This window comes from Cellulophaga sp. RHA_52 (genome assembly GCF_007827205.1).
Lineage (GTDB): Bacteria > Bacteroidota > Bacteroidia > Flavobacteriales > Flavobacteriaceae > Cellulophaga > Cellulophaga lytica.
This window is the reverse complement of the sequence record NZ_VIRZ01000001.1, coordinates 328,431-349,823: the sequence shown is the minus strand read 5'-3', so window position 1 is coordinate 349,823 and position 21,393 is coordinate 328,431. Positions and strand designations below refer to the sequence as shown.

General features: G+C 33.7%; 18 protein-coding genes. 6 read left to right on the top strand and 12 right to left on the bottom strand.

All coding sequences use genetic code 11. The features are described from left to right. Positions 1-27 precede the first annotated feature (27 nt). The 12 genes from JM80_RS01520 to JM80_RS01465 all read right to left on the bottom strand — a co-directional run bounded on the left by JM80_RS01520 (position 28) and on the right by JM80_RS01465 (position 17,153). On the bottom strand, positions 28-2,133 hold the full coding sequence (locus tag JM80_RS01520; RefSeq protein WP_034643278.1) for a glycoside hydrolase family 127 protein: 2,106 nt from the start codon (positions 2,131-2,133) through the stop codon (positions 28-30). Between the two features lie 19 nt (positions 2,134-2,152). Then, complete coding sequence (locus JM80_RS01515) at positions 2,153-3,607, bottom strand: sulfatase (RefSeq protein WP_144709030.1); 1,455 nt, start codon at positions 3,605-3,607, stop codon at positions 2,153-2,155. Between the two features lie 152 nt (positions 3,608-3,759). After that, on the bottom strand, positions 3,760-4,080 hold the full coding sequence (locus JM80_RS01510; RefSeq protein ID WP_144709029.1) for a hypothetical protein: 321 nt from the start codon (positions 4,078-4,080) through the stop codon (positions 3,760-3,762). Between the two features lie 17 nt (positions 4,081-4,097). After that, a complete protein-coding gene (locus JM80_RS01505; protein ID WP_144709028.1) occupies positions 4,098-7,328 on the bottom strand; it encodes a glycoside hydrolase family 2 TIM barrel-domain containing protein in 3,231 nt (1,076 codons plus the stop codon). Between the two features lie 26 nt (positions 7,329-7,354). Further along, complete coding sequence (locus JM80_RS01500) at positions 7,355-9,412, bottom strand: DUF5696 domain-containing protein (RefSeq protein WP_144709027.1); 2,058 nt, start codon at positions 9,410-9,412, stop codon at positions 7,355-7,357. 23 nt (positions 9,413-9,435) lie between these two features. Then, positions 9,436-10,080 (bottom strand): bifunctional 4-hydroxy-2-oxoglutarate aldolase/2-dehydro-3-deoxy-phosphogluconate aldolase, encoded by a 645-nt coding sequence (locus JM80_RS01495; protein WP_013621372.1) that lies wholly within the window; start codon positions 10,078-10,080, stop codon positions 9,436-9,438. Beyond that, complete coding sequence (locus tag JM80_RS01490) at positions 10,058-11,017, bottom strand: 2-dehydro-3-deoxygalactonokinase (RefSeq protein ID WP_144709026.1); 960 nt, start codon at positions 11,015-11,017, stop codon at positions 10,058-10,060. The genes JM80_RS01495 and JM80_RS01490 overlap by 23 nt, the downstream gene beginning before the upstream one ends. Beyond that, entirely contained in the window at positions 11,018-12,466 is a 1,449-nt protein-coding gene (locus tag JM80_RS01485; protein WP_144709025.1) for an aldehyde dehydrogenase family protein, read from the bottom strand. It abuts the gene before it with no gap. Further along, a complete protein-coding gene (locus JM80_RS01480) occupies positions 12,441-13,607 on the bottom strand; it encodes a mandelate racemase/muconate lactonizing enzyme family protein (protein ID WP_144709024.1) in 1,167 nt (388 codons plus the stop codon). The genes JM80_RS01485 and JM80_RS01480 overlap by 26 nt, the downstream gene beginning before the upstream one ends. Positions 13,608-13,688: 81 nt before the next feature. Further along, entirely contained in the window at positions 13,689-14,699 is a 1,011-nt protein-coding gene (locus tag JM80_RS01475; protein ID WP_144709023.1) for an L-rhamnose/proton symporter RhaT, read from the bottom strand. 164 nt (positions 14,700-14,863) lie between these two features. Further along, entirely contained in the window at positions 14,864-16,168 is a 1,305-nt protein-coding gene (locus JM80_RS01470) for a GntP family permease (RefSeq protein WP_144709022.1), read from the bottom strand. Positions 16,169-16,265: 97 nt separating this feature from the next. Then, positions 16,266-17,153: an AraC family transcriptional regulator gene (locus JM80_RS01465; protein WP_013621378.1), complete on the bottom strand. Its 888-nt coding sequence runs from the start codon at positions 17,151-17,153 to the stop codon at positions 16,266-16,268. Between the two features lie 293 nt (positions 17,154-17,446). On the opposite strand from JM80_RS01465, the gene JM80_RS01460 reads away from it, so the two are divergent. From JM80_RS01460 to JM80_RS01435, 6 genes are read left to right on the top strand one after another with little or no spacing between them, the layout of a single operon-like run. Continuing rightward, positions 17,447-17,899: a hypothetical protein gene (locus tag JM80_RS01460; RefSeq protein ID WP_141103776.1), complete on the top strand. Its 453-nt coding sequence runs from the start codon at positions 17,447-17,449 to the stop codon at positions 17,897-17,899. Between the two features lie 6 nt (positions 17,900-17,905). After that, entirely contained in the window at positions 17,906-18,460 is a 555-nt protein-coding gene (ruvC, locus tag JM80_RS01455; protein ID WP_144709021.1) for a crossover junction endodeoxyribonuclease RuvC, read from the top strand. Between the two features lie 4 nt (positions 18,461-18,464). Further along, complete coding sequence (gene hemW / locus JM80_RS01450; RefSeq protein ID WP_144709020.1) at positions 18,465-19,595, top strand: radical SAM family heme chaperone HemW; 1,131 nt, start codon at positions 18,465-18,467, stop codon at positions 19,593-19,595. Between the two features lie 20 nt (positions 19,596-19,615). Further along, entirely contained in the window at positions 19,616-20,365 is a 750-nt protein-coding gene (locus JM80_RS01445; RefSeq protein ID WP_013621382.1) for a cyclase family protein, read from the top strand. 43 nt (positions 20,366-20,408) lie between these two features. Next, positions 20,409-21,047 (top strand): DUF4230 domain-containing protein, encoded by a 639-nt coding sequence (locus JM80_RS01440; protein ID WP_144709019.1) that lies wholly within the window; start codon positions 20,409-20,411, stop codon positions 21,045-21,047. 6 nt (positions 21,048-21,053) lie between these two features. Beyond that, complete coding sequence (locus JM80_RS01435) at positions 21,054-21,383, top strand: Dabb family protein (RefSeq protein ID WP_075695066.1); 330 nt, start codon at positions 21,054-21,056, stop codon at positions 21,381-21,383. Positions 21,384-21,393 lie beyond the last annotated feature (10 nt).

Sequence of the window (21,393 nt, the reverse complement as noted above, 5' to 3'; positions counted from 1 at the left end):
CCTTTTTTTACTAATAAAAACTAAATCTTACTCCCAAACAACTGGTAAAAATACAGTCATTTCGCTTTCTTTTTCATTATTTCTGTTAGACCATGCATAGTATGGTACAAATGTAGTATTGTACTTTTCCCATTGTGGCTTGTTTACTTTATGGTACATTTTATCTGTTTTAGCAGCGTCTTTACGTAATAAAACATTACCTGTTATAGCAGATACACCACCTAAAAAGTCTGGTCTATATTCTGATTTTAATTGAGACGCATCACCCTTAATAAAGACATCTAAAATACTAGTATCTTTTGGTAAATCTGCCGACTCTACACAGTATACAAGCGGACCTCTTTTTATTGCTACTTGGTTACGTACTTCTTCAATACGTTCATGGCCTTCTACAAAGTTTATGTCCAATGGCATTGCAATACGTATAACATCATCTTTTTTCCACTCACGATTAATAGTAGTGAACTCACCTGCTTTTACAGTAACATCAGCATCTTTTCCGTTTACAAAAACTTTTGTGCCTTCTGCCCAATCAGGAATTCTAACAAGCATATCAAAAGGAGTGTTTTTACATTCTTGCATTGTTATTTTTACATCTCCATTCCAAGGGTAAGCAGTCTCTTGCTTCAATTCTATTTTAGAACCGTCTGTTAGTGTTGTTTTTAGTGTGTTGCCACCATAAAGGTTTACGGCAATACCATTTTTAGATTTGCTATAAGCCCAGCCCGATACTTTTGCTATGGTACGTACCAGGTTTGGAGGACAACAAAAACAGTCTAAATAAGCTTGTCTTGTAGGGAACTCTGTGTTCATTTTATCATAGTCTCTAGAGCCATGAATTACTCTAAGTGGATTGGCATAGTAATACCTGTCTCCCTCTAAATTAATGCCAGACAATGCACTGTTGTACAATACGGTTTCCATAATATCTGCATATTTAGATTCTCCGTGTACGCCTAACATACGGTAGCTAAACATAGAGTTACAAACATTTGCACAAGTTTCGTTATAAGCAGTCATATTAGGCATCATATATTCATCTATAAAACCTTCTTCTATTTTATCTCTGTTGGTTGATGCTCCATAGTGAGTTTGGCCTACAGCGCCAGTTACATACATTTTTTTAAGCGCAACATTCATCCATAATTTATCTAAAGCATCAATTAGGGCTTGCTCTCCTGTTTCTGCGTATACATCTGCTGCGCCTGCGTAGTAGTACAATGCTAAAACGGCGTGGCCAACTGCTTCATCAGACTTACGTAAAGGAGTACGTTCTTGTACCATATCCCCAATAGGATATCCTTTAGTTTCTGGTGTTTCTGCAACCTTGTAGGCACCCCTGTTGTTTATAAATTTTTCAGCCAATTCTAAATAACGCTTGTCTTTTGTAGTTCTGTACAGTTCTACCAAGCCCATAATTTGAGTTTGGTTAAATCCAAAACGACCGTAGCGCTCATCATCTGTCATAAATAAAGAGTATAACAAATCTGCGTGTTTAACGGCAATGTCTAGGAAGTTAGTCTGACCAGTAATTCTGTAATGAATACATGCACTTGTTAATAAATGTCCTGAATTGTACATTTCATGAAACTTTCTGTTTTCATACCTAGACCTATCTTCATTTAGCTGTATTTGAGTTTGTAGGTAGCCATCTTTTTCTTGCGCTTTTCCTATAATGTCTATATAGCTATCTATTTCTTTTAGTAAAGCTTCATCTTTGTTTTGCGCATAAACATACATTGTGGCTTCCATAAATTTATAAAAGTCACCATCATGCCAATGCATTCCTTTGTGCTCACCATCTTTTAAGCCGGCAGCAATTTTAAAGTTGTTAAGCGCGTGGCCAGTATCACCGGTTAATAAACTACGCATATAAGGAACCATTTTTGTTTCAGCAATTTTAAACTTATCTGCCCAAAAACCCTCTGTCCACTGACAGTCGCCCATATCTATACTTTTAAAAGCAACATGCGGACTATTAGCATTGTTAATAATGCCTGCATTGGGGTCTAGATTTAAAGCCAAATCTTTACTTTCTGTATTAGCAGTAATAACGGTATCATTAGTTTTTTCTTTTTGGCCGCACGAAGCAAGCACAAGTGCGCTAAATGCCAAAATTGTAATGTGTTTCATATATTAAGTTGAGTTATAGTTAGTTTCCTATTTTTTTATATCCTTTACTTTCTTTTAAAGGGATGGCGTATTGTTCCATTTCTTTTTTAACCATTTCTGGAGTTCTGTAACGGTCCATACGGTCTATGTCATAATTTTCAAAAGACCTTTTAAGCATCCATAATGGACGTTGAAGGCTAGATTCCCATTCAAACATTTTTTTAAACATAGACTTTACCATTTCTGGATGTTTATATGCTATATTATTTTGCTCTGCAATGTCTGTAGATAAATCATACAACTCTGCAGGTCTATCTGCAAATCTTATTAATTTATAGTCACCTTCTCTATAAGCTAAGCGTACTTCTTTTTTCCAGAATAAAGTATTGTGTGGTCTGCTGTTGTTTTGTCCGTTAATGTACGGAAGTAAATCAACACCATCTATATCTTTTAAATCTGCAACATTGCCACCACCTGCTGCATAAAAAGTAGGGAGTAAATCTAGTGTGCTTACCGGAAAATTGTATACAGTTTTAGACTTTATTTGTTTTGGCCAACTTATTAAAAAGGGAACTCTAATGCCGCCTTCTAAATGGTTAGATTTTGTGCCGCTTAGTGGTAGGTTTAATGATGCATTTTTATCTGTAGGTCCGCCATTGTCGTTAGAGAAAACAACAATTGTATTTTTGTCTAAACCAAGTTCCTTTAACTTGTTTAAAACAGTGCCACAAGCCCTATCTAAGGCTAAAGTCATAGCGGCTAATTCTTTTCGTTTTCCTGTTAAATTAGGAAATTTATTTAGGTCTTCTTTTGTGGCTTGCATTGGTGTGTGTACTGCATTAAAGGCTAAATAAATAAAAAAAGGATTGCCTTTATTTTTTTCAATAAATGAAACTGCTTCTTTGGCTAATGCATCTGTTACGTATTCTGTTGGTTCTTGGTAATTACCAAAGCCTCTTTCCATTCTGTTGTCTAAGTTTGCTTTAGAAACATCATTGTAACCAAAGTAATTACGGGCACCTCCTCTAAATCCGTAAAACTCATCAAAACCTCTTTTGGTAGGGTGGTAACGGTCTGCGTCACCCAAATGCCATTTGCCGTACATAGCAGTTTTATACCCTAGTTTTTTTAAATAATCTGCAATGGTTAATTGGTCTAAGGGTAAGCCCATATCATCTGCCAAAAATTTAGAGTTTGCACTCATATAACCTGGCACGTTTATTTCTTCATACCCAAAGCGTTGTTGATATTTTCCTGTAATTAAGCCTGCTCTAGACGGCCCGCAAGTGGCGTCGGTTACATAGCCTTGTGTAAACTTTGCTCCAGATTTAGCTAGTTTATCTAAGTTAGGAGTCTTCATTATTTTACTGCCTTGAAAACCAAAATCTGCGTAACCAGCATCATCAGAAAACAAGAAAATGATATTTGGTTTTTCTTGTGCATTAAGGTTAATTGCTACTGTTAGTAGTAGAATAAAAATTAAATTTCTTTTCATCTCTTTGTGTATCATTATTAAAAATGAGTGACTTGGAACAAATTAAATGAAAAATTGCTTATCGTGATTAATGCAAATTACCTAGGTATGGTATTATTTTAACCCTATTGTAGTGTTTAAGGTTAATAATTGACTTGTATACACCAAGTATGTTATTCTTTTACTTCCATAAATTCTACAGGAGAACCGTTGTGTTTTATAAAAGCTACCCGTACACCTTCTCCAGGAGAAAAAGTATGAACTAAAATATCTTTGCCTTGTAAAGCATCTTCCATATTATCTACAAAATAAGCTACGTGTGGTACAGTACGCATTAGTTCTGGCATTGGACTATCAGCATCAAACTTTACCCATTCTATACTATACTCATCCTTGTTAAATTCTGTATAGTGTATTTTTCCAGGCTCGTAAAATCCGTCCCAGTTTTTATCTTCTGTGGTGGGTATGCCTATGTGACTAAATTTGTAATCCATAATTTTAAGTTTAAAGTTTATTGTAATGGCTGAATAAGAAATTGAAAATTATACTCGCCAGATTTTAATGTGTATTTTGGTAATAAGTGCGATAGTGTGCCTCCTAAACCAGTTTGTGCATAGTCTATATTTAGTGTATAATAATTTTGTGGAGTAAGCTCATAAGGATGTTTTGCTTGTTCTATATTTTCTGATGAATACGGCCAAACAGAAAAACTAAATTCTGACATTCCTATTATGGCTATTCCACTTTTTTTATTATTAGTTAATTTTAGCCAACGCGTTTCTGTTCTGTTACCGTTTTCTTGCGGCATTACATAATTGGTGAACATAGCATCTGTTTTGGTATGATATTCTCCAATTTCAGAATTACGTTTACGATCACTATAATTCTCATACGGGCCATTACCGTAATAACTAGTGTTTTTTAGTTGCTTACTAACACCCATTGTTAGCCCAATTCTAATAGGAGCTGGTAAAGATTTACTAGCTTGGGTGTTAAAAGAAATTAGCACAGTAGCATCATTATAAACTGTAAATGAGGTTTTAAAACTAAGTTTTTTACTTATGTATTGCTCAGACGTAATTTCAATAAATTTTTCGTGTTTTTTACTAATTGTAACTTTAGTTGTTTTAACACTGTCTATAATATTTTTCCAAAACTGTCTTCTTTTTTTAAGCAGTTTGTTACTTGCTCCTCTAATATCGTTATCTATAGGAGGTCTGTAAAAATTTGGTTTTAAAGGAGAAATAACCTGTTCCTTACCCTCTATTTTGTAAGATGCTAATTGTCCGTTTTCTTTAGATATTGTCACAGAAAACTTTGTGCCTTTGACTGTAATTGTCTTATCGGTTTCTAAAGTAGTAATATAGTTATTAGAGCTTGATGTGTAAGTTGATGTAGCTTTTTTGGTTTTTATATTAAGCTGTTCTTTTGCTATTAAAAAACCTTTTTCTGCCCACAAACGATCTGTTTTTTCGTGTGCTGATAAACGTAGCCAATAATCTGAATTACTTTTTAGATTATTGCTTTTAAAAGGGATTGTAACTATGGCAGATGAAGAAGCTGCTATATCTTGACTATCAAGCTCTCCAGATTCTAACTCTTTACCGTTTTCAAAAACACTCCATTTAATGGTGTACTTATCTAAATTGGTTGTGGTAAACCTGTTTATAATTCGTACTTTTTTGTTTGCTAAATCTACAGCTTCAAAAGCCACTGGCTGAAAAACATATTTTGCCTCCCACGCGTGTGGGTTTGGAGTTCTGTCTGAAGCAAAAACACCGTTAATGCAGAAATTGTGGTCGTTGGGCACATCACCAAAGTCGCCACCATAAGCATAAAAAATATTGCCATTTGGGTCTTTTTTCTCTAACCCTTGGTCTACCATATCCCAAATAAAACCACCAATTAAATTTGGTTTAGCTCTTATAATATCCCAAAACTCACCTAAGCCACCCATAGAGTTTCCCATAGCGTGCATATACTCACACATTACAATTGGTCTGTTAATATGTGGGCTATTTGCTAAATTTATTAATTGCTCGTGATCTGGATACATTCTGCTTATAACATCTACATACGCTGGGTCTGTTGGGTTGGCCATACTAGGCCAATTGTTAGAGGTAAAACCTGCGTTTTCTATATAGGCAGGGTTGTTTGGGTCTCCTTGTGCGCCTTCATAATGTATAAATCTAGAGCTGTCATAATCTTTTATCCAAGCTGCGGCAGCTGCCAAAGCAGGGCCAGTACCAGACTCGTTTCCTAAAGACCAAGATATAATACTTGGGTTGTTTTTATCGCGTTCTACCATACGGTAAACCCTACTTAAAATAGGTGCTGTCCATGACGGTGTTTGTGGTATGTAACTACCTAGGTGGTGCGTTTCTATATTAGCCTCACTCATAACATAAATACCATACTCGTTACAAAGTTCTATAAAATATGGATCGTTTGGGTAGTGAGATGTACGTACAGCATTAAAGTTATATTGTTTTATTAGCGCTACATCTTTGCGTAAATCTTCACGTGTTAATGCTTTACCTCTTGTAGGGTGGTGGTCGTGCCTATTAACACCCATAAGTTTTACAACTTTTCCGTTAATTAGCAGTTCATTTTTTTTACTAAACTCAACTTTTCTAAAGCCTATTTTCTGACTCCTAGATTCTACTATCTTTCCGTTAGGGTCTTTTACATTTAAAACTACGGTGTATAAATACGGATTTTCCGCAGACCATTTGTTTGGCATTCTAATATTTGCCTCTAATAGGCCAAATTTTGTGATATCTCTTGCGGGCCACCTTTCGTTAAAAACAGTACTAACAGGTACAGAAATTTCTTTGTCTAAGACTTCTTTTTTATCAGCATTAAATAACATTGCTGTTATAGTCCAGTTTTGTAAATTGGTTTTATTTTCTTTTATCCAAACCTTGGGTCTAATTTGCAATTTTGCATCCTCAATATTGGCATCAAACTTAGTTTTAATATAAAAGTCGTTAATTGCTATTTTGGGTTGTGCTAATAGTAATACCTCACGGTGAATACCACTTAAACGCCACATATCTTGATCTTCTAAATAACTACCGTCACTCCACCTAAACACTTGTACTGCAACTCTATTTGGAGTATTAGGATTTATATAAGCAGATATATCAAACTCAGCAGCTAAACGACTGTCTTGACTGTAACCTACTTTTTTGCCATTTACCCAAACATAAAAAGCAGAAGATACACCTCCAAAATGAAGAATTACAGATTGATTTTTCCATTCTTCAGGAATTTTAAAATCTCTATAATAGCTACCTACAGGGTTATCTCTATATATTTTAGGTGGAATTGGAGGTTGTGGACCTTGCCATCCGTACTTTAAATTTGGGTCTTGTATATTGGGAGTAAAAGGATACGTAATATTTGTGTATATGGGTTGCCCGTGACCTTGTAACTCCCAATTAGATGGTACAGGAATGTTTGTAAAGCCTTTTCCGTTAAAGTCAGTTGCAATAAAATCTAATGGTCTGTCTTCAGATTTAGCAGTGTATTTAAATTTCCAAATGCCATTTAAAGACTTTACTCGTGCTTTGTTTCTGTCGCCTTCTAATGCGTCTGTTGAGTTTTTGTAAGAGTAACTGGCAACGCGTGCTTCCATTTTGTTAACCTCATAAATGTGCTCGTTTTCCCAATCATTTTGTGCTGTTACGCTTTGCGCAACTATAAAAAATAGAAGCGCAACTGTTAGTCCGTGTCTCATAAAAACGCTTAAAAATGCCTTAGTAATTAGTTTTCTAGTAAGCTAACTTTAAAACTTCCTTTATTTATTTTTCCGTTTTCTCTGGTAACATAATAACCGTAACCAGGAATTGTTTGTCCGTTTTCTATTTTTTGGTCTACGTTACCTACGTTAACAATTACAGTTGTTCCATTAGAAAATTTTGTGCGTTGTACTTTAAAATCCTTGCTTAAGTACTCGTGACTCTCCAATTCAGCATAAAATGTTTCTTTATGTATTGGGCTTACTAATTTGTTAGCCATTTTAATCATATCTGCCATGCCATTAAACTCATACGGAGCAAAGAAAATAGTTGTTCCTCTACCAAAAAGTATGCTGCGTAATGATTTAATTCTAAAATCACCATTATTAGTAACCTCATTGTCAGGATCTTGTATTTTTCCAAAAACTGCAATAGCATCATGGTATACAAGACTAAAAAGTGGGGCTTTTTTAGAAATAGTAGAAAGCGGAGGATTGCCAAGGTATGTCAAGCCTTCAAACATATCAAAATACGGAATCCAAGCTTCTTGTCCGTGTTCTGTGCCATTTACAAGGTTTAAGGAGTCTAGATATTTGGCTAACGCAATACGGCCTTCTTTGCCTTGTTCTCTGTAGGCAGCAAACGTAATATCTGTAATATCTGCCTTAAGGTTTAATGTTTTTATTTCTTCTTCAAGATGTTTTTTAGCTAAGCCTAATTGGTACTTAGCATCTACACGTCCCCATCTACTATTTGTTTTTTCTAGTTTTCCATTTTCATTTTTCCACATAAACTCAGTTGAAAAATCTGGATCGTTCTCTAACAAAGCAGAGTAGGAGTGGTATGATGAGTATAAATAACCATATTTATTAGTTAAGTCTACAGCCTCTTTAAGTTTTTTAACGCCACCAAGTTCTTCGCTTATTGGCCAATTATTAGGTACGTAGTTAGAGAAAGTTCCCCAAGCGTGTATAAAAGCATTGTCTACTTTTAAAGTGTCGTGTATTGTAGTAATCATATCTTTTAAATCATTAAAAGTAAAAGCCATTCCTGGCATATTTACATAATGAGGATAACCACCGTAAATACCAAAGTAGATAGAACCCGGTAGTTTATCTACATCTGGGTTTCTTGCTAACTTATCTTTTAAAGAAACAAAATGACCGCGTTTTTTAGCTTCTTTTCTGTATTCTTTAGCCATATCTACATAGTCTCCTTTTGGGATAAAAGAATATGATATACCTCCAATTTTTTGGTTGGGTGTTGATATGTCCCATACAGGATCTAAAAACTGTACTCTTTGGTAGGTAGACATTTTACCTTCTGCATTAAATAAGTACTGACCGTTATTATTAATATTAAAAAATAGTTTTGGTCTTACGTCTTTATCAATAATGCCAACTACTGCAGATTTTTTATTGTACGTTCCCCACCAAGGCATAGATAAGCCAGTACCGTTATTAAAAAGCTCTAATGTGCCAATAGATTTGTTGTTGTATGTAGTGTCATCCCATTTGCAAAAACGACCACCATTCATAGGAAAAATATAAGAAGGACAAATAATACCTTGTTTTTGTGGTATTACAGCTGCACCTATATCTTGGTCGGTTTTTAAACTGAAGTAACGAGATGGATACCTTAGACTTAGTAGTTTGTGGTTGCTAGATGTGTAGCTTATAATTTCTACTCTTAATTTAGATGTTTTGGTGTCTAAACTTAATTTAGTTTGTAATGTAACACCTTTAGCTACAGAGCCGTCTTTAAAAGTAGGGTTGCTAAATGTTATTACAACAGTATTTTTACCTTTTTTAGTAAGTTCTATATTTTTACTGTTAGATATGTTTACTGTCTGCTTAGTTTTTTTGCTATCTACAAGTGTTAGTAAACCAGCAGCATTTTCCCAAGGATCTGGATTCCATACTTGACCAGATGTTTTTTCAGTTACAGTAAAATTACCAGTTTTGTTTTCTACTGTTACTTTTATCTTGCTATCTTCTAATGTTATAGTTTTCTGAGCAAAAGAAGTGCTACAAAATAGTAATGTTAGTATACAAAGTGCCGTAATTTTTTTTATCATTTCCATAATCTGTCCTTGTAAATTAATAATTATATGTAGGCTTTAATTTCTTCTTTAATGCTTTTAAAATGATCTGCTAAGCCGTTAAAGTCGTTATTTTTAATAAGTTTTTTGTCTAATAGAGAGCTACCCATACCAACCCCAGTAGCACCAGCAGCAAAAAAAGATTTTATATTGTCTTTTGATACTCCACCAGTTGGTAATAGTTTAATATTATTAAGCGGCGCTAATACGTCTTTTATATAAGTTGGGCCTAATTGCGTAGCAGGAAATATTTTAACGGCAGAAGCACCCAAAGACCAAGCTTTGTAAACTTCAGTTGGAGTAAAAGCACCAGGGAAAATAGGAATTTTGTCTGCTACTGCTTTTTTTATTACTTCTTCATTTATTATTGGTGTTACTATAAACTGAGAGCCAGCTGCAACTGCTGTATTGTAATCTTCTATTGTGCAAACAGTACCAGCACCAACATTTAAATCAGGAAAATTAGATTGTATTGTTGCAATAATATCTGCTGCACCAACAGTATTCATTGTTATTTCTATAGTAGACAAACCAGCTGTAACATACGCTTTTGCGATACCTACAACCGTCTCTAAAGGTAAGCCTCTTACAATACCTACAATTGGTGCTTTGTTATGTAGTTCCCAGTTAAAGGGCTTTGTTGTTTTCATACTTTAATAAAATTTTCTTTTGACCTAACAACAGAGCATTCTCTAATACTTTATCATCTAAGAGAATTAATTGTTTTGGATTAATTATTTGTTTTAACGCTAACTTGTATAGACTAAAAACCGGATCTGGAGCAACTAAAAATATGTTTTCTGTAGTCTGCTCCAAGTAACTAATTTCATCACCAATTAAAAGTCCGCTTAAAAAAAAGTAGTTTTCTTCTTTTGTTTTGGTTTGAAGTAAATCTTTAGCTCTAATTGAAAATAAACTTGCACTTAATTGTCCTTGCAGTCCAAGTGAAACGCCTTCTAAAAAAGGTTTTTCTAATAATGTTGATGAGGTAGTGCTAACCGAATTAACTAAAATGCTTTTTTTAGAAAGTACCTCAAATAATTCACCAGTCATATAATTTTTTAGATCTGTATAAATTCCGTTATCATAAGTTAGGTGTTTGCTGTGTGTACCAGGTAATAATAGAAATCCTTTTTTATACGGTTTTAGTTCTTGTTCTAACCCTACTGCTTGTATTTCTTCGCCACGCATCATTCCAGAATTAGTTTTTGCGCCAGAAATTAAAAGTATTTCTATGTTATTATTAAAGACTAAATGTTTCCAAATTAAATTATTTCCGCAGGTGTTAAGTGGAAAGTCTGCATAATTAAGCTCAAACAAACCAATATTTGCAGATGCCATACCTGCAGCAACAATTATATGTTTTTGGTGCTCTTTAGGCAAGCTAGATATCTGTTCTTTTAAGTAGTCTGCAAAAAAATGAGTTTGTTCTTTTTCTCTTTGCTTTAAAAAATTTTCATAAAGCAATTTTATGCCGCAATCTGTTTTGTGTTCTGCTAAAATTGTTAATGTAGTTGTTTCTACAACTCGTAATCTAAAGTTAGAAGTTCCCCAATCGCAGCTAATAAAGTAATTTGGTAGTGCCATTTAGTTTAGGGCTTTTGAAACTCTCTTTTTAATTAAATAATCATCTAATGCATATGTAGAGCAGTCTACACCAATACCGCTATTTTTTACACCACCATGAGGCAAGTAAATATCGTACTTTACTCCGTTTAATTGCACTTCTCCAAACTCTAGCTTATCAGAAAAATATTGAAGAGTTTCTTCGTTTTTAGAAAACACATAAGAGGCCAAACCTGCATTTGTATTGTTTGCGTATTCTATAACTTCTTCTTTAGTAGAAAAAGGAACAATAGTAGCTACTGGCCCAAAAATTTCTTCTTGTAAAATTGGAGTTTTAGGGTTATTTAGGCTTATTACAGTAGGTTCAAAATAATAACCAGGTTGATCTAACGCATTTCCTCCAAATTCTATTTTTCCGCCTTCTGCTACTGCTTGTTTTAGTATGCGTTGTACTTTTTCTACAGATTGTTTGTTGGTTAGTGGTCCCATTTCTGGTTTGTTTTCTTTTCCAAAACCAATAGTTGTATTTTTAAATTTTTCAACCATACCTTCTGTAAACTCTTTAAGAACAGAAGTGTGTATGTAAAACCTGTTTGGAGCTACGCATATTTGCCCTGTGTTTCCAACCTTTAATGCAGCGCCAATATTTATGGCTAATTCTAAGTCTGCATCATCAAAAACAATAAAAGGAGCATTGCCGCCACACTCCATACTGTACCTTTTTATAGATGTTTTACTGCTTTGCTCTATTAATTTTTGAGCAGTTTCTGTGGAGCCAATCATAGTAATTAGTCTAGGTGTTTTACTTTCACATAACGGAATGCCCACATTAGAAACATCACCACAAATAACAGTTACTACACCTTTAGGAAAGTTTATTTCATGACAAATTTCTCCTATAATATATGCTGATAAAGGAGAGAATTCTGATGGTTTTAGAATAATACTGCATCCCGCAGCTAATGCTGGGCCAAGTTTAAAACCTAAATTTAGTAAAGGAAAGTTATAAGCTAAAAAAGCAACGGTTACACCTAAAGGTTGAGAAACAATTTTATGCTGGTGTGTGCCTTCTTTGTCTTCTATTTCTATATCGTGGCGTTTTGTAATTTCCTTAGAGTAATATTCAAGTGAATTTGTAATGCTTGTAAGGTCTTCTTCGCTGCCTTCCCAAGTTTTTCCCATTTCATGCATTATACTACTGCGCAGTAAGTCGCTTTTTTCTAGTATTTTACTCCTTAGTTTATCTATCCAGTTTAAACGTTCTTTTATGGGTAAGTTAGACCAATGTTTAAAACCTTCTTCAGCAGTTTTTAAAGCATATTCTGTATCTTCTTTACTGGCCCATGCTAGGTTAGCAACAGCTTTTTCATCAGCAGGACATATTACATCAAAAGACGCTCCATCAGAAGCATCTCTTAACTCGCCATTTATATACAGTTTTTTGTTACCGAATTTCAATTCTTTTTTCATTGTAATGTGTTTCTTTATCAAGGTATTTTTCCAATTCGTCCATATTTACATCTACACCTAAACCAGGAGTGTTAGGAACGCATAATAGTCCGTTATTAATAGTAAGGTCGCATTTAGTGACAATATCTCTTAGGGCATTTTCAGACCTGTCTAATTCCATAGTTGGTAAGTCATTATACATTTTACCTGGATTTTTATCTAGGTTGCCAACAAAATGAGCGGCCGCGCTAATAGCAATCCAAGTGCCCCATGAATGTGGTACAATGTCTTTGTTAAAAGCCTGTGCTAGTGCAGCAATTCTTTTTGCTTCGGTTAAGCCTCCAGAAGCACAAATATCTGGTTGAGCAATATCTACACAGTTATTTTCTAGCAATCTTTTAAAACCAAATTTTAGGTATTCGCACTCGCCACCCGCAATAGGAATTGATGTGTTTTCACGTAGTTTTTTATACCCTTCATAATCTTCAGGTGAAACAGGTTCTTCAAACCATGAAATGTTATATTTTTCTACTTTTCTGCACAGCTCTATTGCTTCTTGGTAACTGTATGCGTGGTTTGCATCAATCATTAATTTAATGTCGTCTCCAATAGCTTTACGTATAGCGGCAACATATTTTACGTCTTCCTTTATGCTTAAGCCAACTTTCATTTTTATTGCCTTAAAACCTTGAGATTTGTATAGTTTAGCTTCAGAAATCAGCACTTTTTCTAAATCGTCTACACGTGTAAAATATAAGCCTGTAGCATAAGGTTGAATGGTGGGATTTTTTAAACCGCCTAATAAAACAGATACCGATTTATTTAATAATTTACCTTTAATGTCCCACAAGGCAACATCAATAGCACTTAGTGCAGCCTGTAAACTTCCGCTTCTGGCATAGTCCATAGACCTTCTGTACATTTCTTGCCACAGAACTTCGTTTTCAATTGCTTTTTTTCCTACGATAAAAGGTTTAAAAAACTCTATACCAGCTTTAATTACACCAGCAGGGCCATAGCCTTCTCCCCAGCCGTAAGTTCCGTCTTCTAAAGTAATTTTAACAAGGCATATTTTTCTGGTATTGTATTGCCATTGCGAAAAATAAAAGGGTGTATCCAACTCGTGGCTAATTACGTAAGGTTCTATGTTTTTTATTTTCATACCAAAGTGGATTTTTTAGTGCCTAAAAGCTTGTAAAACAATTAGGGTTGTATTTTTATAATTATGGTTGTTGTTGTGTATTTAATAATTAGCGTACCCTAAAATGCATATTGCAGTGATAAGTATTGCTAGTCCGCCCATTAATATTCTAAACGGACCGTTAGCATTGTTCCATTCGCCAGCTCTGTATGCCCAAAAATTACTTATTATAAGCGCTAAGCCTAATAAAATTGGCCATCCAATAACTGGTCCTAAATCTCCCATTAATGCTGCTCCTTGTCCGTATACACCAAGTGCGGCAAACCAGAATATGCCAGTTACTACAGCCCACATATAGGCTTTTTTACTGTTATTAACTTTAAAAGAGCTCCAAGTGTTGTTTCTTATCAATCTAAAAATGGCATAACCGCCATTCATTGCAAAGGCGCCAATTAAAACAACAACCCATGAAGCCAAACTTGCATTTTGTGTGCTAACATCATAATTCTCTACAGCTATTTTTGCTACAGGAGCAGCATTAGAAAAACCAACGTTTAAAAAAGCAGATAATACACCAGATGCAACTGCAATTAACACACCTAATTTTATAGATTTATTTGTAGCATTGCTATTACTACTTTTAAGCTTGTCTCTCTTTACAGCAGCAACAGCAGTAATGGCTACACCCACTAAAAGTAATAGCACACCAACCAAAATTATAGGGAAAGATGGTTGAGAAAAAGCACCTTCTATTTGAAATAGAGGAATAATACAACCCATTGAAGCAGCAAGTCCCATTACAATGCCGTATGTAATTGATATTCCTGTTTTTTCTACACTTACGCCAAAAAGGATACCTCCAATTCCCCATAAAAAGCCATACAGAGCAGCAGTCCAAAATGTGTTAGAGTCTGTTGCAGCTATAACACCGCACAGATCTGGAATTACAATAAAAGCCCATATTACAGGTACCGCTATCATTGCAACAAAAGATTGAATTAGCCACCAAGCTTCCCACTTTAATGGTGCTATATATTTCATTCCTAGGCCAAAAGTGCCCTGAAAAAAACTTGCAAATATTACTAGGATAATAGCTAATGAATATGTGTTCATTTCTAGAGTGGTTTTTTGTGTTAGTTGATGTTAGTAATGAAGAGTTATGAATTTACTTTTCATTTATATATCACAAAGAAACCTTAATATAGAACGTGATTATTGAAGAATTTTACCTTAGAGCAGCATTATTTTACCCTATAAGCACAAAATTGACAATTGCATTAGTCTCTTAAAAATGTGTAAGCTAAAAAAACCATTACTCCTCCAGATAAAGAAACGATAGCGGTTAGTAAACTAAATGATTTTAGAAGTTTTGGTACAGAAACATTATGTATTTCCTTAAACAACCAAAAGAAACTACTATTTACGTGTATAATTCCTAAAGATCCTGCGCAAATTGCGGCGGTTGTAAATGTAGGATCTAGTGTGCCATTACTAATTAATGGAGCAACTATAGAAGCAGTAGTTATTAGTGAAACGGTAATGGAGCCAGTTACAGTTGTAAAAAGCATGCTAAGTAAAAATGGCACAATTATACCCATTGAAGAAATAGAGTCTGTGTTTGAGAAAAGGGAGCTAACAATACCAGTGTCTTTTATAACCTGACCAAACGCACCACCCGTCCCAGTAATTAAAATAACAATAGCTGTTTTAGCGCCAGCAGTATTAAAATAACTATTTAATTTACTTGAAAAATCTTTTTTGTCAAGTAGTGGTAATGCAAATAAAATGCCAATTAGCAATGCCCATATAGGGTTTTTAATAAAAGCTATAATTGCATTTTCCTCTTTTATAATTGCACCTACAGACATTAAAATAAGAGGAGTAAGTAAGGCGGCAAAAGGTAAGATTTTTTTGTATCCTCCTAATTTTTTGTTTTCTGTTTTTTGTAGTTTGTTGGTGTCAATTGTGTTAGTGGTTTGTAGTTTGTTTTTGTTCACTTTAAGCCAAACTAAGCAGCCAATTATAGCAGCAATTGCAACAACTATATTAAGAGGTATAATTTTTCCTACGCTAATATTAAAAGCAGATGCTACTGCTAGGGGTCCAGGTGTAGGAGGTATTAATGCATGGGCTACAGTTAAACTTATAGCTAATGATAAGCCTAATACCAAAATTGAATGGCCAGATTTTTTAGATAGTACGTGTAGTGTGGGTAAAAGTGTAAGGTAGGCAACATCCATAAAAACAGGTATTCCAATTAAAAAGCCTATTATAGACATACTTAATGGTAGGTATTTTGTGCCAAAGAGGGCTATAATACTATCTGCAATTAAATCAGATCCTCCAGTGTTGGATAAAATCTCCCCAAGCAAAGCGCCAAATAGTATTATAAGGCCAATCCATTTTAAAGTGTTTTCAAAACCATTTAATAAACTTTCTGTTACGGTTGTAACTGTCCCGCCAGTGGCTAAACCAAGTATAAGTCCAAAAACTAATAAGGCAGGTATAGGATGAACTTTAAAAATAGTAACAGCTACAATTAATAAGGCAATACAAACGGTTAATGTAATTAAAGCAAGCATAGTTTGGTGTGGTTGTTATAGATAAAAGTCAAATATAGCGGCAACGGACAAATAGTTATATGACATTTTTAACTGTTAGTAGCATTATACTACCTAATTAAATAATAGAGGTTATTTTTTTATTGTATTTCTCCATATATTCAGAAGGTGTTACTTTCATTAATGCTTTAAATTGTCTGTTAAAATTTGTAAGTGTATTAAATCCGGATTGGTAACAAACTGTAGAAATTTGCATTTCTCCTTCTATTAAAAGTTTGCAGGCGTGTCTTAATCTAATTTCATTAAGGTATTGCGTAAAAGATTTATGGGTTCTTTTTTTAAAGTATCTACAAAAAGCATTTGGAGTCATAAAAGCTATAGAGGCTACTTCTTCTAATTCTATTTTTTTGTCAAAATTTTCAGTTAAAAATAAAATTACTCTTGCCATACGGTCTTTTTCGTTTTTGTTGTATGTGTTTGTTATAACCTCTGAGCATAAAGGTTTATAGTTTTCACTTACAGATAAAATGTCTAAAATTTTTAACAAGCCAATTATTCTAGATAAGCCTTTGTTACCCACTAAACCTAGTATGTGGTTATGAGCTAAGTATGTTGCAGCCTTAGAAAATTGAAGTCCCATGTTGGCTTTTTTAAAAAGAACTTGTAGTTTTTTTGCCTCTGCCAAATCTAAAAAGTCTGAGCCTAAAAAATCATTTTCAAATTTAATTACTATAAGGTTTACCGCTTCGTCTTCTAGTTTATCTGCGTAATATTCTTTATGGTTTTTAAACAGGTGTGGAACATTGCTTCCAATTAAATACAATTCCCCTGGTGCAAAATTTCCTATAGAGTTACCAACATAACGAGTGCCTGTGCTTTTTATAAAATAGATAAGCTCTAGTTCCTTATGAAAATGCCAATTTTGCTCAATACATGGCATTCTATCTTGGCGAGCTAGGAAAGAGTTTTCAGGCCTTTTCTCTGTTTGTTTGTATGTTAACTTCATAGCAGTTTAATTTAATTTCATAATAAAAAAATAAGTTTTTATTTCTGAAGTGGTTATAAATATAAAAAATTAACCTGATATATGTTAATTATTACTTTTTTAGGTAAAATAGTGCTAATGGGTGTTCTGTTGTTGGTGTAGTGTAAGCAGTATTATAAAGAGTAGTTGCTTTTTTAGGCAAAATAATAGTGTAGTTTGGTGTGCTAATTTTGGTGCTATGCTGTTCACTTGATTAAAAAATTGTAAATTTCGCCTAGAATTTAGTTTTTATGCAAAGAGCAGCTTTATTTCTTATGATATTTCTTTGCGTTTCTTGCGATTTTTTTGATTCTAGAGCCGAAAAAACTCAGAAGATTATTAAGCAAGAAATGGAGGGTATTAATTGGAATGCTATAGATCAATTTCCTTTGTTTGAAGGGTGTGACGAACTTGCTTCAAAAGAAGTACAAAAAGAGTGTTTTGAAGAAATGTTGTTGTTGCATTACTCAGAAATATTAGGGGACTTTGAGTTTGTTTTAGATAGAGCTATAAAAGATACAATACGTATAGATGTGTTAATAGATAGCAAAGGAGAAATTTCTGTTTTAGATATAGAGCAAGATTCTGTTATTACAAATCAAATACCAGGGTTTAATGGTATTATTTCTCGTGGTATTAAAAGCTTACCTAAATTAAAACCAGCTTTAAAAAGAGGAATACCTGTACGTGCTAAATTTAGAATTCCTTTAGTAATAAATACCAAATAAAAATTAGTGGTTAAAGAAAGAATTATATTGGGGGTAGATCCTGGTACTACTATTATGGGCTTTGGCCTTATAAAAGTGGTAGGTAAAAAAATGGAATTTTTGCAAATGAACGAACTTTTATTGCAGAAGTATAATGACCCTTACACCAAACTTAAACTTATTTTTGAGCGCACTATAGAGCTTATAGATACGTATCACCCAGATGAAATGGCTTTAGAAGCGCCTTTTTATGGTAAAAATGTACAGTCTATGCTAAAATTAGGCCGTGCACAAGGTGTTGCTATGGCTGCTGGTTTATCTAGGCAACTAGTAATTACTGAGTATATGCCTAAAAAAATTAAAATGGCAATTACGGGTAATGGTAATGCAAGTAAAGAGCAAGTGGCTGGGATGTTAAAAAGTACTTTAGGGTTAAAAGAATTGCCTAAAAACTTAGATGCTACAGATGGTTTGGCTGCTGCAGTTTGTCATTTTTACAATAGCGGAAAATTAGAAACAGGTAAAAGTTACTCTGGTTGGGATTCTTTTGTAAAGCAAAACCAAAATAGGGTAAAAAAATAAAAAAATGGCAGGTATTTATATACACATTCCTTTTTGTAAACAGGCTTGTCATTATTGCGATTTTCATTTTTCTACCTCTATGGGGAAAAAGGAAGAAATGCTACAGGCTATTTCTAAGGAGCTTGTTTTGCGTAAAAACGAGTTTAAGCAAACCAGTGTAGAAACCATTTATTTTGGTGGAGGTACGCCTTCTGTTTTAAATGCCAGTGAAATAAATAGGCTTATAAAAACAGTTTACGAAAATTACAATGTTGTTAAAAATCCAGAGATAACTTTGGAGGCTAATCCAGATGATTTATCTACTTTAAAAATAGAACAACTTGCAGCATCAAAGGTAAACAGACTTAGTATTGGAGTGCAGTCTTTTTTTGAAGACGATTTAAAACTGATGAATAGGGCGCACAATGCTAAAGAGGCTGAAAGTTGTATTGCTTTGGCAACCAAATATTTTTCAGACATAACAATAGATTTAATTTACGGTATTCCAGGAATGAGCAATGATAAATGGATGCAAAACATACACAAAGCTTTATCTTTTGGTTTGCCACATATTTCTAGTTATGCACTTACAGTAGAGCCAAAAACTGCTTTAGAAAAATTTATTAAAAAAGGAGAAATAGCTCCTGTAAAAGATAGTGTTGCTCAAGAACATCATAAAATTCTGGTAAAAGAATTGGCTAAAGAGGGCTATGTAAATTATGAGTTTTCTAACTTTGGAAAACCAGATTTTTTTTCTAAAAATAATACCGCATATTGGTTGGGTAAAAAATATATTGGTGTTGGGCCATCTGCACATTCTTTTAACGGGGAAAGCAGGAGTTGGAATGTGAATAATAACCCTAAATACATAAAAGCATTAGCGCAAAATAAGCTACCACAAGAGATAGAAGAATTGTCTGTAGTGGATAGGTATAATGAATATGTTATGACCGGTTTAAGAACTATTTGGGGTGTTTCACTACAAAAGGTACAGGAAGATTTTGGATTAAAATATGTGACTTATTTAGAAAAAGAGGCAAACAAAAAAATTGAAAAAGGTCTGTTGCAACTTAAAAATAATACACTTTTAGTGACAGCAAAAGGTAAATTTTTAAGTGATGGTATAGCAGCAGATTTGTTTATTGTTAACTTATAAATTAATATAGAAAGAGATTCATGAAGGCAGTTATTACAGTAAGAACAAAAAAATATTCAATAAATTTAAATGATGCATTAGATATTTCTATGCCTTTAAAAGGGGATAAGTCTAATGTAAATGCTTGGTATGTTGGTGCGCCAGTTATAGAGCCACATACAGATGGTGATTTTGTTGGTTTGGTAAGTGAGGGTTCATCTGTAAACTTTAATAATATAAGTTTTAATCCGCATGCACACGGTACGCATACAGAGTGTGTGGGGCATATTACAGAGAAATTTGTGTCTGTAAATCAAAAATTAAAACAATTTTTCTTTTTGGCAGAAGTAATTACCATTGCACCAGAAAAAATAGGAGACGATTTTGTTATTTCTAAAAAGCAATTGCAATATGCTTTAGGTAAAAAAAAGAGAGAGGCTGTTGTTATACGAACAATTCCTAATTTAGAAGATAAAATAGGAGCGCAATATTCCAATACCAATCCACCTTACTTGTTAGAGGAAGGAGCTGTTTTTTTAAGAGAAAAAGGAGTAGAGCACTTGCTAATAGATTTGCCATCTGTTGATAAGGAAAAAGATGATGGTAAGTTAGTTTCTCACAAGGCATTTTGGAATTTTGAAGGTAAAATTAGAGAAAATGCCACTATAACAGAATTTATATATGTTGCTAATACTATTGAAGATGGCACATATTTTTTAAATTTGCAAGTAGCTCCTTTTGAGAATGATGCAAGTCCTAGTAGGCCTGTTTTGTATAAAATTGAAGAGTAAAACAGTGTTAAATAGTGCTGTTTTGTAACGTATAAAATAAATAATGGATAGTTTAATAGAGGTTTTTTTAGGGTTAATTTTAGGGGCTATACTTATGTATTGGGTGTATTCCTTTTTTAGAACTAAAAAGACCAAAGAAGTTACACATACACAGTCTACTGTTTTATTAGAAAAAATAAAAAGGGTTTGTAAATTAATATCTGTAGAAGGAGATTTTGCAGAAGTATACCAATACCACAATACCAAAGAGCATTTTATGAGTTTGGTAAGTAGTAAAAAAAAGGCATTAGTAATTATAAACGCTAAAGTGCAAATTGGGTATGATCTAAAAAAAATTCTTTTAAATGCAGATGATAGTAAAAAGAGAATTATACTCAAGAATTTTCCAGAGCCAGAGGTGTTGTCAGTTTCTCCTGAGCTTCAGTTTTATGATATTAAAAACGGATTATTTAATTCGTTTTCTCCAGAGGATTTAACTAATGTGAATAAAGAAGCAAAGGAGCATATTTTAGAGAAAATACCTGTAAGTGGTTTAATGAATACGGCCCGTAAAGAAGCGTTAGAGGCAATACTTTTAATAGAGTCTATTGTAGAAACTATTGGGTGGACGTTAGATTATTCTGCGTTAAAAATTGAAAATAAACAAGAGGTAAAGCAAATAGAAAAAGAAATAAATAAATAGTGTTTTATGAGCGTAAATAATTTTGAATCAGCATTTGTGCATAACGTATATTTTTGGCTAAAAAATCCAGAAAGCGAAGATGATAAAAAAGCTTTTGTAACATCATTACGTAAGTTTTTAAATGCTTCTAAATATGCAAGTACTAATTTTATAGGTACACCACCAGCAGCTACTAGAGATGTGGTAGATGGTAGTTTTACGTTTAGCTTATTGGTTTCGTTTACATCGGCAGAAAATCAACAAAAATACCAAGATGAAGAGGCGCACTTAACTTTTATAGAAGAATCTGCTCGCTTATGGGATAAGGTTATTGTATATGATTCTACAACAGTTTAAACTTGCTGTG

What these genes read in the sequence shown, in the direction of transcription:
- JM80_RS01465 (WP_013621378.1), bottom strand. Translation starts at nt 17,153, where the DNA reads ATGAAGTTAACATACAAACAAACAGAGAAAAGGCCTGAAAACTCTTTC.
- JM80_RS01435 (WP_075695066.1), top strand. Translation starts at nt 21,054, where the DNA reads ATGAGCGTAAATAATTTTGAATCAGCATTTGTGCATAACGTATATTTT.
- JM80_RS01485 (WP_144709025.1), bottom strand. Translation starts at nt 12,466, where the DNA reads ATGAAAAAAGAATTGAAATTCGGTAACAAAAAACTGTATATAAATGGC.
- hemW (WP_144709020.1), top strand. Translation starts at nt 18,465, where the DNA reads ATGGCAGGTATTTATATACACATTCCTTTTTGTAAACAGGCTTGTCAT.
- JM80_RS01480 (WP_144709024.1), bottom strand. Translation starts at nt 13,607, where the DNA reads ATGAAAATAAAAAACATAGAACCTTACGTAATTAGCCACGAGTTGGAT.
- JM80_RS01445 (WP_013621382.1), top strand. Translation starts at nt 19,616, where the DNA reads ATGAAGGCAGTTATTACAGTAAGAACAAAAAAATATTCAATAAATTTA.
- JM80_RS01490 (WP_144709026.1), bottom strand. Translation starts at nt 11,017, where the DNA reads ATGGCACTACCAAATTACTTTATTAGCTGCGATTGGGGAACTTCTAAC.
- JM80_RS01500 (WP_144709027.1), bottom strand. Translation starts at nt 9,412, where the DNA reads ATGGAAATGATAAAAAAAATTACGGCACTTTGTATACTAACATTACTA.
- JM80_RS01475 (WP_144709023.1), bottom strand. Translation starts at nt 14,699, where the DNA reads ATGAACACATATTCATTAGCTATTATCCTAGTAATATTTGCAAGTTTT.
- JM80_RS01460 (WP_141103776.1), top strand. Translation starts at nt 17,447, where the DNA reads ATGATATTTCTTTGCGTTTCTTGCGATTTTTTTGATTCTAGAGCCGAA.
- JM80_RS01470 (WP_144709022.1), bottom strand. Translation starts at nt 16,168, where the DNA reads ATGCTTGCTTTAATTACATTAACCGTTTGTATTGCCTTATTAATTGTA.
- JM80_RS01515 (WP_144709030.1), bottom strand. Translation starts at nt 3,607, where the DNA reads ATGAAAAGAAATTTAATTTTTATTCTACTACTAACAGTAGCAATTAAC.
- JM80_RS01520 (WP_034643278.1), bottom strand. Translation starts at nt 2,133, where the DNA reads ATGAAACACATTACAATTTTGGCATTTAGCGCACTTGTGCTTGCTTCG.
- JM80_RS01495 (WP_013621372.1), bottom strand. Translation starts at nt 10,080, where the DNA reads ATGAAAACAACAAAGCCCTTTAACTGGGAACTACATAACAAAGCACCA.
- JM80_RS01440 (WP_144709019.1), top strand. Translation starts at nt 20,409, where the DNA reads ATGGATAGTTTAATAGAGGTTTTTTTAGGGTTAATTTTAGGGGCTATA.
- JM80_RS01505 (WP_144709028.1), bottom strand. Translation starts at nt 7,328, where the DNA reads ATGAGACACGGACTAACAGTTGCGCTTCTATTTTTTATAGTTGCGCAA.
- JM80_RS01510 (WP_144709029.1), bottom strand. Translation starts at nt 4,080, where the DNA reads ATGGATTACAAATTTAGTCACATAGGCATACCCACCACAGAAGATAAA.